Source organism: Bacillus sp. UMB0893 (assembly GCF_002858905.1).
Classification (GTDB): Bacteria; Bacillota; Bacilli; order Bacillales; family Bacillaceae; genus Bacillus_P.
Genome location: NZ_PKLB01000006.1, coordinates 315,764 through 331,815, shown reverse-complemented (window position 1 = coordinate 331,815; position 16,052 = coordinate 315,764). Strand labels below are relative to the sequence as shown.

At 40.9% G+C, this 16,052-nt stretch carries 13 protein-coding genes and 1 pseudogene; 11 read left to right on the top strand and 3 right to left on the bottom strand.

Annotated elements, in window-relative coordinates; genetic code table 11:
* The first annotated feature begins 11 nt into the window (after positions 1-11).
* Entirely contained in the window at positions 12-965 is a 954-nt protein-coding gene (locus CYJ36_RS15275; protein WP_101568117.1) for a siderophore ABC transporter substrate-binding protein, read from the top strand.
* 316 nt (positions 966-1,281) lie between these two features.
* Here the strand turns inward: CYJ36_RS15275 and CYJ36_RS15270 are convergent, their stop codons facing one another.
* Positions 1,282-1,983: an ABC transporter ATP-binding protein gene (locus tag CYJ36_RS15270; RefSeq protein WP_101568116.1), complete on the bottom strand. Its 702-nt coding sequence runs from the start codon at positions 1,981-1,983 to the stop codon at positions 1,282-1,284.
* A 13-nt stretch (positions 1,984-1,996) separates the two neighbouring features.
* Positions 1,997-3,460: an ABC transporter permease gene (locus CYJ36_RS15265; RefSeq protein WP_101568115.1), complete on the bottom strand. Its 1,464-nt coding sequence runs from the start codon at positions 3,458-3,460 to the stop codon at positions 1,997-1,999.
* Positions 3,461-3,746: 286 nt separating this feature from the next.
* On the opposite strand from CYJ36_RS15265, the gene CYJ36_RS15260 reads away from it, so the two are divergent.
* The 10 genes and pseudogenes from CYJ36_RS15260 to CYJ36_RS15215 all read left to right on the top strand — a co-directional run bounded on the left by CYJ36_RS15260 (position 3,747) and on the right by CYJ36_RS15215 (position 15,520).
* Positions 3,747-4,451: a response regulator transcription factor gene (locus tag CYJ36_RS15260; RefSeq protein WP_101568151.1), complete on the top strand. Its 705-nt coding sequence runs from the start codon at positions 3,747-3,749 to the stop codon at positions 4,449-4,451.
* A complete protein-coding gene (locus tag CYJ36_RS15255) occupies positions 4,441-5,859 on the top strand; it encodes a HAMP domain-containing sensor histidine kinase (protein ID WP_101568114.1) in 1,419 nt (472 codons plus the stop codon). Before CYJ36_RS15260 ends, CYJ36_RS15255 begins: the two co-directional genes overlap by 11 nt.
* A gap of 258 nt (positions 5,860-6,117) precedes the next feature.
* Positions 6,118-7,706: pseudogene (locus tag CYJ36_RS15250) on the top strand (peptide chain release factor 3).
* A 15-nt stretch (positions 7,707-7,721) separates the two neighbouring features.
* A complete protein-coding gene (locus tag CYJ36_RS15245) occupies positions 7,722-7,961 on the top strand; it encodes a DUF2198 family protein (RefSeq protein WP_101568113.1) in 240 nt (79 codons plus the stop codon).
* Between the two features lie 333 nt (positions 7,962-8,294).
* Positions 8,295-10,277: an excinuclease ABC subunit UvrB gene (gene uvrB / locus CYJ36_RS15240; protein WP_101568112.1), complete on the top strand. Its 1,983-nt coding sequence runs from the start codon at positions 8,295-8,297 to the stop codon at positions 10,275-10,277.
* A 6-nt stretch (positions 10,278-10,283) separates the two neighbouring features.
* Positions 10,284-13,160, top strand: coding sequence for an excinuclease ABC subunit UvrA (uvrA, locus tag CYJ36_RS15235; RefSeq protein ID WP_101568111.1), 2,877 nt, complete (start codon positions 10,284-10,286; stop codon positions 13,158-13,160).
* Positions 13,161-13,329: 169 nt separating this feature from the next.
* Positions 13,330-13,650, top strand: a complete 321-nt coding sequence (locus CYJ36_RS15230; protein WP_101568110.1) for a DUF4870 domain-containing protein — start codon at positions 13,330-13,332, stop codon at positions 13,648-13,650.
* A 162-nt stretch (positions 13,651-13,812) separates the two neighbouring features.
* Positions 13,813-14,943: a DUF4097 family beta strand repeat-containing protein gene (locus CYJ36_RS15225; protein ID WP_101568150.1), complete on the top strand. Its 1,131-nt coding sequence runs from the start codon at positions 13,813-13,815 to the stop codon at positions 14,941-14,943.
* Between the two features lie 6 nt (positions 14,944-14,949).
* Entirely contained in the window at positions 14,950-15,159 is a 210-nt protein-coding gene (locus tag CYJ36_RS15220; RefSeq protein ID WP_101568109.1) for a PspC domain-containing protein, read from the top strand.
* Entirely contained in the window at positions 15,152-15,520 is a 369-nt protein-coding gene (locus tag CYJ36_RS15215) for a phage holin family protein (protein ID WP_101568108.1), read from the top strand. The genes CYJ36_RS15220 and CYJ36_RS15215 overlap by 8 nt, the downstream gene beginning before the upstream one ends.
* A 69-nt stretch (positions 15,521-15,589) precedes the next feature.
* On the opposite strand, the gene mscL is transcribed toward CYJ36_RS15215, so the two are convergent.
* Positions 15,590-15,979: a large-conductance mechanosensitive channel protein MscL gene (gene mscL / locus CYJ36_RS15210; protein ID WP_101568107.1), complete on the bottom strand. Its 390-nt coding sequence runs from the start codon at positions 15,977-15,979 to the stop codon at positions 15,590-15,592.
* Between the last annotated feature and the right edge of the window lie 73 nt (positions 15,980-16,052).

Sequence of the window (16,052 nt, the reverse complement as noted above, 5' to 3'; positions counted from 1 at the left end):
AGGTGAAGAGGATGAAAAAAAATTATTTAATAGTATTATTAACAGTCATCCTAGCTGTGTTTGCTGCAGCTTGCGGAACAAAAGAGGCAACTGAAACAAGTGGAAGTGCTGAAAGCTCTAAAAAAACAGAAGAAATAACAGTTAAGCATCAATTAGGCGAAACTAAAGTGGCTAAAAATCCTGAAAAAGTAGTTGTTTTTGATTTTGGAACACTTGATACATTGGATAAACTAGGCATTGAAGCTGCAGGAATTCCACAAGAAAATGTTCCTTCTTATCTATCAAAATATGAAGATGAAAAATATGAAAATGTCGGCGGTTTAAAGGAGCCGGACTTTGAAAAAATCAACGAAATGGAACCTGATTTGATTATTATTTCCGGCAGACAGCAGGATGCGTATGAAGAGCTGAGCAAAATTGCTCCGACGATTTTCATGGGTGTTGATACGACGAAATACATGGAATCATTTAAGGGAAATGTGACAACATTAGGCGAGATCTTTGGTAAGGAAGAAGAAGCAGAAAAAGAGTTTGAAAAAGTAGAAGAATCTATTAAAGCGCTAAAAGAGAAAGCATCAGCAGGCGGCGGAAAAGCATTAATCATCTTAGCGAATGACGGCAAAGTGAGTGCATACGGTGCAGGTTCACGTTTTGGAATCATCCACGATGAATTCGGATTTGCAGCAGCGGATGAAAAGATCGAAGTTTCCACACACGGACAAAGCATTTCATTTGAATACATTGTTGAAAAAGACCCTGATTACTTATTTGTTGTTGACAGAGGAGCCGTCGTCGGCGGAGAATCTTCGGCAAAGCAGGTTGTAGAAAATGATCTGGTTAAAAATACGAAAGCCTATAAAAATGGCAAGATCATTTATTTAGATCCTGACTATTGGTACTTATCTGGCGGTGGATTGGAATCTGTTGCGGGGATGACTGAGGAAGTATCGGGTTCAATTGAATAGGGATTAATTGGTGAGGCCGCAGAAATGGATTCTGCGGTCTTGTTTATTAGGAGGTAACTGGAAAAAAGAAAGTAAAACACCCAAATCTGAAAGTTAATCTTCATTTTTCGCAAGTATAACGCGAATATCAGCAAGTAAAAGTTTGATATCTGAAAGTAAATCTAGTTTCTACAGGAAAAAAGGACTCGAAACGGATAGGTTGGACTCAATATCAAAGAAAAGCCGTAATAGCCAAGTGCATGTTAGGAAAATGCTCAAATTTGTTTTGGAATTTCATAAAAAAACCCCGCTCATCTACAATGAGCGAGGATCAACTTTAGCTTTTTACCCCAACCGCTTCTCTATTCTGACTCACATAAAAACTCCCTTTAGAAAGCTTTACCGTCACATCAGATATAGCTGCAATGTTTTGATCATGTGTCACTACGATGATGCATTTCCCTTCCTTATGAGCAAGATCCTGAAAGAGACGGACGATGTCTTTGGCTGTGTCTTCATCCAAGTTTCCTGTAGGCTCGTCTGCGATAATTAAGTCCGATTGGCAGGAGAGTGCACGGGCAATGGAGACGCGCTGCTGCTGGCCTCCGCTTAAGGTGAGGACTTTTTGTCCGGCTTGTTTTTCGGATATCCCCACTTTTTCAAGCATTTGCAATGCAAACTCTTTTTTATTCGGCTGAGTGGAACCTGTGATTTCCATAGCGGTAGTAACATTTTGAAGAGCAGTCATATATGGAAGCAGGTTATAGGATTGAAAGACAATCGATACATATTTGTTGCGGAAGTTGGCAAGACCAATCTTTTTAATATTTTTGCCTTCATACAAGACGCTGCCTTCTTTAGCTACGTCAAGTGCGCTTGCGAGCGCAAGGAATGTCGTCTTTCCAGACCCGGATGGACCGACAATCGTATAGAAAATCCCTTTGTCAAAACCAATCGAAATATCGTTTAAAATCACGTGCTTCTTATTTTCATGATGGTACCAGTAGCTGACGTTTTCAAATTGCAGCAGATTGCTCACCTGAAATTCCTCCTTAGTCTTGTTTCGTTAAAATTGTTTTTGGCTGAAGCCGCAGGACAGATAATGCCGGAATTAATGCAGAGATCACTGCAATCAAAAGTCCTATTCCGAAAAGAACGCCTAAATCTTTGCCTGTCACTTCAATTTGAAGCTCATCAATAGGATCAGCCTGTGCAGAGGTTTGCTGCATGCCAGATGGTCCGCCCATCCCCATCCCGCGTCCGCCGCCGAATGAAGCTGGATTTGCTGCTGTTTCTTCGGTTTGGGTCAGTTCCTGAGACAGCAGCTGATCTCCGAATTGTTTTGCCACGGCTTGACCGGAAACAGAGGAAACGCCAATAGCTAAAACGGCAACGATTAAGATCTCAAATAAAAATTGACCTACGAGTTTCCACTTCTTTTCACCAATCGCAAGCAGCACACCCATCTCGTATTTGCGTTCACGAATGGACATCATAATGATGAGTCCTAAAATCACGGCACCGGCAATGGTTACTAAATACACTACATTTTTTGAAAAAGAGGCAACGTTATTAATAGGGCCGATCATTTGCTGATAGGTCTGGTCATTGGCATCTAATTTGAAAGATTCAAAGTCTATTGAGCTGTTTTCTTTTGCTTCATCTACAAAACTTTCAATTTTTTCTGGGTCATTCATGTAATAGATGGCCTGATCGATGGTTCCTTCGTAATCAGCCCCTTTTAAAGCGGATGCTGCGGTATAAGGAACATACATAAGGTTGTAAGGATTCATAGCTGTTACGTTTCTGCCGCCAAGATCTGTGCCGGCAGAGGTTGTTTCGTAAATGCCTACTATTTCAAACTCGACCGTAGCTTCTTCATCCGCTGTTGATTGAACAGTGACTTTATCACCTACTGCAAGCTTATTGTCTTCGGCTAGTGTTTTTTCAATGACCGTTACCTTCTTTTCTAAATCTTCATCAGTCATGTGACGGCCTTCTACTAGAGTAGATTCGCTGTTTAAGAAGGACGCAGCAGAATCTGTAAACATGACACCCTGAAGCGTAACATCAGCTGCAGCCATATTTCCCCCGCCCATTCTGCCGCCGGGAGCTCCTTCTTCTGATTCTGCTGTTTCTGTTGTTTCATTTTCAATTGGCTCAAAATCGCTTGCGGTGCCAAATGTAGAGGATAAAAAATTATAGCCTTTTACCTGTGAGTAGGAGATTAGCTCTTTGGCAGATTCTTCAGGGATTGGAACAGGCTCAAAACGGACTCTGGCCCCTTCCTCTGTGCTTTCGCTGCGCTGCTGATCCATCAGTTTTTCCATATCCACACTTAGGGTCACTTCGCCGCCCAGTGACTCTCGGGCGAGCACACTTGATTTTTCAGCAGCTGACTGAATCGACAGCCCCGAGAGGACAAACACACATATAACTGTAAAAATAAATACCTGCAGCAAGGTTTTTCCAGCTCGTGCTTTCACACTTAAAAAACCGCGTTTTATAAAGTTCATCTCTTTTCTCCTTTTGTTTAGAAATACATTCTATTTCTTGCATTGATTGTCTAGCTCAACCGCCAAGCGGTCATAACGGCTCCACCCATGAAGTCAGACCAGGACTTCCTCGTCGGATGCAAACCCGGTGGTTCCGCTTTTCTAAGAATATTTGATAGAAATGAACAAACTATGTCCAAACTATTTCTTAACCTTTAAAAAACAGGGAAGAATTTAGAAAATGGTTGCGAAACTTTTAAAATCACTTTACTTTGAAAAGAAAGTCATATTTTTGGATGGTGTAAATATGAAGGTTTTAGTCATAGAAGATAATCAAAGCGTCTGTTCAATGCTTGAAATGTTTTTTTCAAAAGAAGGCATTCAAGGCGCTTTTATAAATGATGGGAACGAAGGGTACAATGCTTATAAAAGAGAAGATTGGGACGTGCTGATCATTGATTGGATGCTTCCTGGCATGGACGGGGTCACCCTATGCAGGAAAATTAGAGAAGAGAAAAGCTCCGTTCCGATTATTATGCTGACGGCAAAAGACAGTGAGTCAGATCAAGTGTTAGGCCTTGAAATGGGGGCAGATGATTATGTAACGAAGCCATTCAGCCCGCTTGCCCTAATGGCGCGGATAAAAGCCGTCTCCCGCAGACATTCTGCTTCACATGCTCCCAAAAAAGAGACTGGGAACCTTGAAACGAAATTTTTCAGCATCAGCAAGCAAACAAGAGAAGTTCTTCTAGAACAGAAAAAAGTAGATAATTTAACGCCTAAAGAGTTTGATCTTCTCTATTACTTTGCAGAGCATCCGCGCCAGGTTTTTACGAGAGAACAGCTGCTTGAACGAGTATGGGGCTATCAATTTTACGGGGATGAGAGAACCGTCGATGTTCATATTAAAAGATTGCGTGCAAAACTCGGTTCTCAGGCTAGGCCTTTTTTCCATACTGTATGGGGAGTCGGCTATAAATTCGATGAAACGGTAGATTTGAATGAGGATTAAATATATTTATCAAATGTTTCTCAGTCATATCAGCATCTTAATTATTGCTTTTATGATATTAAGTCTTGTTATAACGAAATATGCGGAATCCTTTGTCTATGAAAACAAGGTGGAAGAGCTTGAGCAATATGGAACGAGAATTTTGACTGATGTGAAAAATAATCGCGGCGAGCGCGCATTAAGAGAATATGAGCATGTTCTGAGTGCGAGAGGAATCCGTTTTAGTCTGTTTGATGAGAAAGGAATGATCTTCTACCCATATGCGGGCAATGCTCCAAGGTTTCAGCCGACAGAAGAAGAATGGCGGAAACTAAAGGAAGGCGAGCGAATCGTTGTCAAACATGAAATTAAGCGATTTGATCAAGAAGTTTCTTTAGTTGCCCTGCCATACATTGAGAATGAAAATCTATCTGGCGGAATCCTCTTAGTCTCGCCAATTAAAGGTTCAAGAGAATCAATCAGCGAAATCAATCGGTACCTTATTTATACGATATTAATTTCCTTATCTGTTTCACTTTTGTTAAGCTGGATATTATCAAAAGTCCATGTGAAAAGAATCCAGCGCATCCGCAACGCTACTTCCATGATTTCAGAAGGAAACTATGATGTTTCAGTTCCATCTTCTAATTTTGATGAAATTGGAGAGCTTGCGAATGATTTCAACGACATGGTGAACCGATTAAAACAGTCAAATGAAGAAATCGAAAGTCTTGAAAACCGCAGACGGAAATTTATGGCGGATGTGTCGCACGAGCTCAGAACACCGCTCACCACGATCAGCGGAGTGATTGAGGGACTTAAAAACAACATGATTGAAGAGGATGAAAAGGAAAAAGGGATTCAGCTTGTCAGTCAGGAAGCAAAGCGGCTCATCAGGCTTGTAAATGAAAACCTTGATTACGAGAAAATCCGTTCGAATCAGGTTAAGCTTTTTAAAGAAGAAATTCAAGTGATTGAAGTGTTTGAAATCATTAAAGAACATTTGATTTTTCAAGCTGATGAAAAACATGTTCATTTAAAGATAGACGGTAACGAAGATCTGACTGTTTATGCCGATTATGACCGCCTGATTCAAATTTTAATAAATATCACTAAAAACAGCATTCAGTTTACAGAGAGCGGGACCGTTTGGCTGCGGGGAAAAAAAGGGTATAAGGAAACAATCATTGAAATTGAAGACACAGGAATTGGTATGGATCCGAAAGAAGTTGAGTCCATTTGGCAGCGTTTTTATAAAGCGGATATGTCGAGAACGGGTCATCAATTCGGGGAATTTGGACTTGGTTTGTCAATCGTAAAGCAGCTAGTTCAGCTGCATCAGGGCGAAATTGAAATCAGCAGCCGAAAAAATAACGGAACGAAATTTACTCTTAAGTTTCCGAATAATAGAAATGAAAATACTCGTTAATAATTTGGACATATTTTATTGATACAATAGATAAAAATCATGTAAGAAGGAGTGAAAATCATGAAAAATAAAGATACAGCATTTATTATCATTGGAGCAATCGTCATGGCAGCAGTAAATGTGCTGTTCTTTACAGCGCCTGGCGGGACAGCTGCACTGACAAACTTATAATGCCCTGACAAAGGACAAGCTGAAATTGTTCTATTTGTCTAAATGTGATATATTTCAAACGAAGTAAACTTTGTGAGGGTAATGTAAATGAACATAGATAATGAAATTTCAAAAAGACGGACTTTCGCCATCATCTCCCATCCGGATGCGGGGAAAACGACGTTAACCGAGAAATTATTATACTTCGGTAAAGTCATCCGTGAAGCAGGTACGGTAAAAGGAAAGAAGTCAGGCAAATTTGCTGCTTCCGACTGGATGGAAATTGAAAAAAACGCGGAATCTCCGTTACATCAAGTGTCATGAGCTTTCCATATCATGATTTTCACGTGAATATTCTGGATACACCAGGACATGAAGACTTCAGTGAAGATACATACCGCACATTAACTGCGGTAGACAGTGTCGTCATGATCATTGATTCAACAAAAGGCGTCGAGCCTCAGACGATCAAGCTTTTTAAAGTTTGCCGCATGAGAGGAATTCCTATTTTTACGTTCATTAATAAGCTTGATCGTGAAGGAAAAGATCCGCTTGAGCTTTTATCGGAGATTGAAGAAGTTCTCGGAATTGAATCCTATCCAATGAACTGGCCAATCGGCATGGGCAAAAGATTCCTCGGAATTATTGACCGTGCACAGCATACCGTTGTCCAATTTAAAGGGAATGAACAGGAAGAAATCATTCCGGCTGATGAAGTGGATGCAAGTGAGCTAGGCAGTCACCCTACCTATTTGGAAACAAAGGATGAGCTTGAGCTTCTGCAGGAAGCGGGAAATCAGTTTGATGCAGAGCGGGTGAAACGCGGAGAGCTAACACCTGTATTCTTCGGAAGTGCGCTTGCAAACTTTGGCGTCAAATCCTTTTTCGATGTGTTTTTGCAGCATGCGGTTCCTCCTCAGCCAAGAAGAACAAATCATGGCTTTATCTCTCCGGAGAAGGAAGATTTCTCAGGCTATATCTTTAAAATTCAAGCCAATATGAATCCGGCTCACCGTGACCGTATTGCTTTTCTTCGAGTTTGCTCAGGGAAATTTGAACGCGGCATGAGCGTTCAGCTGAGCAGAACAAATAAAACACTTAAGCTGAATCAAACACAAGTGTTCATGGCAAAAGACAGAGAAACGGTTGATGAAGCATTTGCCGGCGATATTATCGGAATTTACGATCCGAACGTCTATCAGATCGGCGACACGCTGACTGTTGGAAAAGAAGGCTATCATTATGACGAGCTTCCTCAGTTCCCGCCGGAAATGTTCAAAAAAGTCCGCGTGAAAAACGTCATGAAGGCGAAACAGTTCCGTAAAGGAATTGACCAGCTTGTTCAGGAAGGTGCCATCCAATTTTTCCGCCAGGATACAACGGATGATATCATTCTAGGTGCAGTTGGCCAGCTTCAATATGAAGTGTTTGAATATCGAATGAGAGCCGAATACAACGTTGAAATCGAATTTGTTCCGATGGGCGACCGCATCCCAAGATGGATCGGCAACGAAAAATTCGAAAAACGCTTCTTTGATTCAAGAAGCCTGCTTGTACGTGACCGCAATGATCAATACGCAGTACTCTTTGAAAATGATTTTACCTTCAGGCATTTCAAAGAAAATCATAAAGAGATTGAACTGATTGATCTGCTGCAGGAAAACGATTATCAAAGCTATTCTGCTTCAGAGAAATAGTCAGGAGCTAAATCGATGATCCTAAAAGCGATTCTTGCATTAACACTGCCTTTTATTATCCTGACCTTATTTGCCAGAGTCTGCTATAACCATTACGTAGCTGCTGTCCTGACGATAGCGCTGCTGGCTGCAGCATATACGAAAGGCTACATGGACTCATGGATTATCATTGTTTTAGATGTTATATCGATTACTTTCGGTTTTCTGTATGCTGCCAAAATGGCAAGGCGAACCAGGAGAGAAAAAACGAATTAATTTTACAGCCTGTTCCCGTTTAGGGAGCAGGTTTTTTATGATTTCGTGCAGGCTGCATTTGCGACAGTCGTTTATCAGTGTAAAACGCACTTTTATCAGTGTATATCACTCTTTTATCAGTTTTGGCCTGAATCCTCATCATCGGTTTATCAACTCTCCAATAAAGGTATTTAATAAAGAGTGAGGCATTTAAATAGAAATTTCCGGCGATAATGATAAAATCAAAATTAAAATGTCGAAAGAAAATGCGAACTTTAGTTCGTATTTTTAGTGATTTTTCCCCTGTTTATGGTAAAATAGAAATATTGATTACATATGAGTGGAGGTTCTCCTGTGAGCGATCGTTTTGAATTAGTCTCAAACTATAAGCCAGAGGGTGATCAGCCTGAGGCGATAAGAAAGCTTGTCCAAGGAATTAACGAAGGGAAGAAGCATCAAACCCTTCTTGGCGCAACTGGTACAGGGAAGACGTTTACCGTATCAAACGTCATCCAGGAAGTGAACAAACCAACGCTGATTATTGCTCATAATAAAACGCTGGCTGGACAATTGTACAGCGAATTTAAAGACTTTTTTCCAAATAATGCTGTTGAATACTTTGTCAGCTATTATGATTATTATCAGCCTGAAGCATATGTACCACAGACAGATACCTTCATTGAAAAAGATGCAAGCATCAATGATGAAATAGATAAACTCAGACACTCCGCAACTGCTTCTCTATTTGAGAGGAAGGATGTCATTATTATCGCGAGTGTTTCATGCATATACGGCTTAGGTTCTCCTGAAGAATACCGGGACCTTGTCGTTTCTCTTCGCACCGGCATGGAAATAGAGCGCAATCAGCTTCTCAGAAGACTGGTGGATGTGCAATATGAAAGAAATGATATTGATTTTAAACGCGGTACATTCAGAGTCCGGGGTGATGTTGTCGAGATTTTTCCTGCATCAAGAGATGAGCAGTGTATTCGGGTTGAATTCTTTGGTGATGAAATCGACCGTATCAGAGAGGTTGATGCTTTAACAGGTGAAATCAAAGGACACCGCGAGCACGTCTCGATCTTCCCGGCGTCCCATTTCGTAACCCGGGAAGAAAAGCTTAAAGTTGCGATTACAAACATCGAGCAGGAGCTTGAAGAACGTTTAAAAGACCTCCATGAGAACGGCAGGCTATTAGAAGCGCAGCGTCTTGAACAGCGAACACGCTATGATCTGGAAATGATGCGTGAAATGGGCTTCTGCTCAGGCATTGAAAACTATTCACGGCACCTGACTTTGCGTCCTGCAGGGTCGACTCCTTATACGCTGCTTGACTTCTTTCCTGAAGATTTCATGATTGTAGTGGATGAGTCACACGTTACAATTCCTCAGATCAGAGGGATGTTTAACGGTGACCAGGCAAGGAAACAGGTTCTCGTTGATCATGGGTTCCGTTTGCCATCAGCAAAAGATAATCGTCCGCTTCAATTTGACGAGTTTGAAAAGCACATTAATAACATTCTGTTTGTATCGGCGACTCCAGGGCCATACGAGCTTGAGCATACCCCTGAAACGGTTCAGCAGATCATTCGTCCAACCGGGCTGCTTGATCCGACCATTGATGTCAGACCGATTCAAGGTCAGATTGATGATCTGATTGGAGAAATTCAAGCAAGGACAGAACGTAATGAACGTGTTCTTATTACGACATTAACGAAAAAAATGTCCGAGGATTTAACGGATTATCTTAAGGATATTGGAATTAAAGTCAACTATTTGCATTCTGAAATTAAAACGCTTGAGCGGATCGAAATCATCCGTGAGCTGAGGCTTGGGAAATACGATGTTCTGGTCGGAATCAACTTGCTCAGGGAGGGGCTGGATATTCCTGAAGTTTCCTTAGTCGCCATTCTGGATGCAGACAAAGAAGGATTCTTAAGGTCGGAAAGGTCTCTTATTCAAACAATCGGACGTGCAGCCCGCAACTCGAATGGTCACGTTATTATGTATGCTGACAAAATGACAAAATCAATGGAAATTGCCTTAAATGAAACAAAGCGCCGCCGGGAAATACAGGAGGCTTTCAATAAAAAGCATGGGATTGAACCGAAAACGATACAGAAACAAATTCGCGAGGCAATTCGTGCAACAATTGCAGCTGAAGATGGAGAAGAGTACGATAATCAAATTCCAAAGCTCGGCAAATTGACGAAGAAAGAACGCGAAAAGGTAATCCAGCAAATGGAATCAGAAATGAAAGAGGCTGCAAAAGGCTTGAATTTCGAGCGTGCGGCTGAATTGCGTGATCTGATTTTAGAGCTAAAAGCGGAAGGATGAAAGTAGATGGCAATTGACAAAATTATTGTGAAAGGTGCTCGTGCTCACAATTTAAAAAATATAGACATCACCATCCCGCGCGATAAGCTTGTCGTATTGACAGGCTTATCCGGTTCGGGCAAATCGTCTCTTGCCTTTGATACGATTTATGCGGAAGGCCAGCGCCGATATGTAGAATCTTTATCTGCCTATGCCCGTCAGTTCTTAGGCCAAATGGATAAGCCTGATGTCGATTCGATTGAAGGGCTATCTCCAGCCATTTCAATTGATCAGAAAACAACAAGCCGCAACCCGCGATCAACTGTCGGTACAGTTACAGAAATATATGACTACCTAAGACTCCTGTTTGCTCGAATTGGAAGACCGACTTGCCCGAATCACGGCATTGAAATATCTTCTCAGACAATTGAGCAAATGGTCGATCGGATACTCGAATATCCTGAACGGACAAAGCTTCAAGTGCTTGCGCCGATTGTCTCTGGCCGAAAAGGAACTCATGTCAAAGTATTTGATGATATTAAAAAGCAAGGGTATGTAAGGGTTCGGGTAAACGGAGAAATGATGGAAATCGGTGACGATATCCCACTTGAGAAGAACAAAAAGCATTCGATCGAAGTTGTCATTGACCGTATCGTGATAAAAGAGGGAATCGCTGCACGTCTTGCAGACTCGCTAGAAGCGGCACTGACTCTTGGTGAAGGCAGAGTTATGATCGATGTGATTGGAGAAGAAGAACTTTTATTCAGTGAACATCATGCCTGTCCTCTATGCGGCTTTTCTATTGGCGAGCTTGAACCTAGAATGTTCTCCTTTAATAGTCCGTTTGGTGCCTGCAATGAGTGTGATGGGCTCGGAACAAAGCTTGAAGTTGATCTTGATCTCGTTCTGCCAAATAAAGATTTAAGTTTGAAGGAGGGTGCATTAGCACCTTGGGAACCGACAAGCTCACAATATTATCCTCAGCTTCTGGAAGCTGTGTGCAATCATTATGGTATTCCGATGGAAGTTCCAGTCAAAGATATCCCATCCCATCTGCTGGATAAAATTCTATATGGTAGCGGCGAAGACGAAATTTATTTCCGTTATCAAAATGATTTCGGACAAGTGCGTGAAAACTATATTATTTTTGAAGGTGTGATACGAAATGTTGAACGCCGTTTTAAAGAAACGAGCTCAGATTATATTCGTGAACAGATGGAAAAATACATGGCTCAGCAAGCATGTCCGAAGTGCAAAGGACATCGATTGAAAAAGGAAAGCCTGTCGGTGCTTGTGGATGGAAATCATATTGGAAACGTGACTTCTTTATCTGTCCATGAAGCTGTTGATTTCTTTCAATCGGTGAACCTGACGGAAAAAGAGATGCAGATCTCAAAACTGATTTTGAGAGAACTAAATGAGCGTCTTGGCTTTTTGAATAATGTCGGATTGGATTACCTGTCTTTAAGCAGGGCAGCAGGAACCTTGTCCGGGGGGGAGGCTCAGCGAATCAGGCTTGCTACTCAAATCGGTTCAAGACTGACCGGAGTTCTTTATATATTAGACGAACCTTCAATCGGACTTCACCAGCGTGACAATGACCGGCTCATCCAAACGCTTCAAAGTATGAGAGATATCGGTAATACGCTGATTGTAGTTGAACATGATGAAGACACCATGCTAGCCGCTGATTATTTGATTGATATTGGTCCCGGTGCAGGTGTGCACGGCGGACAAATCATTTCTGAAGGTACACCTGAATATGTGATGAATGATAACAATTCACTCACTGGTCAATATCTATCAGGCAAAAAATTCATTCCGCTGCCGGTTGAACGCCGCAAGCCAGATGGCCGTTATATTGAAATCAAAGGTGCAACCGAGAATAACCTGAAAAACGTGTCAACTAAATTCCCTCTGGGTACATTTGTGGCTGTCACAGGTGTATCCGGATCCGGAAAGAGCACGCTTGTAAATGAGATCCTTCATAAATCTCTCGCTCAGAAATTGAACAAAGCTAAAACAAAACCAGGCGAGCATAAAGAGATTAAAGGAATCGAAGAACTTGATAAGGTCATTGATATTGATCAGTCGCCGATTGGACGGACACCCCGTTCAAATCCTGCTACTTATACAGGTGTATTCGATGATGTTCGTGACGTGTTTGCAACGACAAATGAAGCAAAGGTGCGCGGCTATAAGAAAGGCCGGTTCAGCTTTAATGTAAAAGGCGGACGCTGTGAAGCATGCCGAGGTGATGGCATCATTAAAATTGAAATGCATTTTCTGCCTGATGTGTATGTGCCATGTGAGGTTTGCCACGGCAAACGATACAATCGGGAAACACTTGAAGTGAAATACAAAAATAAGAATATTGCAGACATTTTAGAAATGACGGTTGAAGATGCTGTTTCATTCTTTGAAAATATCCCTAAGATAAAGCGGAAACTGCAAACCATTCATGATGTAGGTCTCGGCTATATAACGCTTGGCCAGCCTGCAACGACACTATCAGGAGGAGAAGCTCAGCGCGTGAAGCTCGCTTCTGAGCTGCATCGCCGTTCAACAGGCCGTTCCCTGTATATTCTCGATGAACCAACTACAGGATTGCATGTTGATGATATTGCCAGGCTTCTTAAAGTGCTTCAGCGTCTGGTTGAAAATGGAGATACTGTTTTAGTCATTGAACATAACCTTGATGTGATTAAGGCAGCAGATTATCTAATCGACCTTGGTCCAGAAGGCGGAGATCATGGCGGACAAATCGTTGCTACAGGAACTCCTGAACAAGTAGCCAAAGTTGACGGATCTTATACCGGAAAGTATTTGAGCCCAATCCTAATAAGAGATCGTGACCGGATGAAAAAGGCGATAAAGGAAAAAGAAGCAGTTGCTAAAGCATAAAGAAATGGCCCTTAAAATCTTTTTAAGGGTCTTTTTCATTGGTATTGACTAGTTTCAGCCTATCCTCAGTGAAAATACAATTCCAGGTCTTCCGTTTTATCTTAAATATAAATTTAATGAAACTTCTCCCTTCATCAATCGTATACTTATTATAAGGAGCTGAGTGAAATTGCAAACTAATAAATTGCTATCATCCCTATGTTATTTCAGCATTTTTTTCGCACCGTTTTTGTTTCCGATCATCGTCTACTTTATTGCAGATGAGCATGAAGTAAAACGGCATGCAAAAAAATCACTGCTGTCACATATCATTCCAGTTGTTACAATTATCGCCCCATTCTTTCTGTTTCTGTTTGCCGGTATGTTCAGTTCTCCTGAAGCCTTCGCGTTCGGGATTGTGATTTTTGGGTTTATTCTTGTCGGAATCGTAAACCTTGTTGCGTTTATTTATAATATCGTGATGGGCATAAAAATACTAAAAACTGTTTAACTGAGAAAAAGCTTTGGGTATCTGCTCAAAGCTTTTCTATTAATGGATGTGTTTGCAAAGCGGTTATTCGTAATCAGACCCATTCACATCCGATAAATATGATTGTAAAGCACCGACGCTTTAGAAAAGTCACTACATAAAGGGAAAAGGGAGATGGAAAAAGTGAAAGAACAGACTAAACGCATTTTAAATCTTGTTGAGCAAGGAAAACTATCTGCAGAAGAGGCATTGACACTCATTGAAAAGCTGGAAGAAGAATATAAACATAAAGAGGACTCAATGAAAACCGCTTTGTCTACAGAAGTATTTTCAAAGGATCCTTTTGTTGAAAAAGAAAAGTCTCCGCAATCTTCGCTTTCTGTAAAGCTTGTTGGTTTTATCGATACGGCAGTAAAAAAAGTCAAAGAGCTAGATCTCGATTCAGCGGTAAAAAAAGTGAAAGAGCTCGATCTTGATTTGAATTTTGGCAGCTCCCTTAATGTTCAGCACATCTATCAGTTCAAGGATGCAGAAGTGCGTGATCTTGATATTCAGATGGTTAGCGGCAGTGTAAACCTTCAATCGTGGACACAAAATGATGTTCGGGTGGAATGTGAAGCGAAAATTTACCGTGCAGAAGACCAGGAACGTGCTAGAGAAATGTTTATGCAAAGTGTGGATTGTTCATTAGACGGCACTAAATTTCGTTTTTTTACTGAAAAGAAGACAATTAAAGTGAACATGACTATCTATGTCCCTGAAAACCAGTATGAGCTTATTAAAATTAAGCTGTTTAACGGTCCAATCAGAGGGGAACATTTAAAAGTAAGGGATTTTAATGCGAAAACGGCAAACGGTGTGATATCAGTTCTGTCTTTCAAGTCGGAAAAAATTGAAGCGGAGACAGCAAACGGGCAGATCCGTCTTACGAACATAGATTCAGAGCACACGGAAGCAGAGACAATCAATGGACTCATCCACATTAATGGAAAGAGCGCGAGAATGGATGTGCAAAGCTTTAATGGCAATATTGTCGTTAAGCTTGACGATGAAACGTGCCATACCCTATATGCAAAAACAGCCACAGGAAACGTTGACATTTACGTTCCAGAAAACGCAAAAATTAATGGTGAACTAAAATCAAACTTAGGAACATTATCCGCTGATCTGACGGATCTGGAGGTTCTTTATGAAAAGAACGAAACGATTCAGAAGGAATTACGCGTGAAATCAAGAGCAGCAAGCGATCAAACCATGTCTGTGTTTGCAGATTCGAAAACAGGTTCGATCTTACTAAAAGGTAAAGAGAGGTAATCTTATATGAAAAAAAAGCTGTATCGGTCCAAGTCGAAAAAAATGCTTGGCGGTGTTCTTGGAGGACTGTCTGACTACATTCAAATCGATGTGACATTGCTGAGAATTCTTTTTGTCATTTTATTGTTAACAACCGCATTTTTCCCATTTGGCCTTATCTACCTGATCATGACCTTTGTGGTTCCAAATGAGGGAGATGTCATTAAGCATGATTAGATGGGCCATCAGTATTTTGGTGAATGCCCTCATATTAATTGTCGTATCAGGGTACTTTGAATCGTTTCATATTAGCGGAGTAGGTGCTGCCATCATTGCCAGCTTGCTAATTTCTGTATTAAATGTATTAGTAAAACCATTTTTAATCTTATTGACACTGCCTGTTACAGTTTTAACACTTGGTCTTTTCCTGTTTGTCATAAATGCTATTACACTTATGATTGCACAGGCTATTATGGGGGATTCCTTCAATATTGATGGATTTGGAACAGCCGTCCTGGCATCGATTGTCATCTCGCTGCTTCACTTGCTGATTCAAAAAGGCGTAGTAGAACCTTTGCGCGAAAGTAAAAAGAAATAGAAAAACGGCGGGATTTTGATCCCGCCGTTTTTAAGTGCTGTTTAATAATTTTGGTTCAAGTATAGCTTTTTAAAATTCCTTTTCATGCTGTACATCTTTTTTTAGTAAATCACGTATTTCAGCCAGCAGTTTTTCCTCATTTGTTAAAGTTGGTAAAGGCTTTTGCTCGTCTTTTCTTTTAAATCGTTCAAAAAAGCGGATAAAGAGAAAGACGGAAAAAGCAATAATAAAGAAATCAAGAATCGTCTGCAGAAAGACGCCGTATTTTACGATGGCTTTGCCAAAATGATATTCGAGCGTTGTAAAATTAACCCCTCCTAAAAGGATGCCTATTACTGGCATAACGATATCATTGACAAGAGACGTGACGATTTTTCCAAACGCAGCTCCAATAATGACCCCGACAGCAAGATCAATGACATTCCCCTTAATCGCGAACTTTTTAAAATCTTTCAGCATATGTAAGTCTCCTTTTTCAATAATTGAGAGGGTATAAAATTTTGCGCATTTATTAAATTTCCACTTCTAGTAT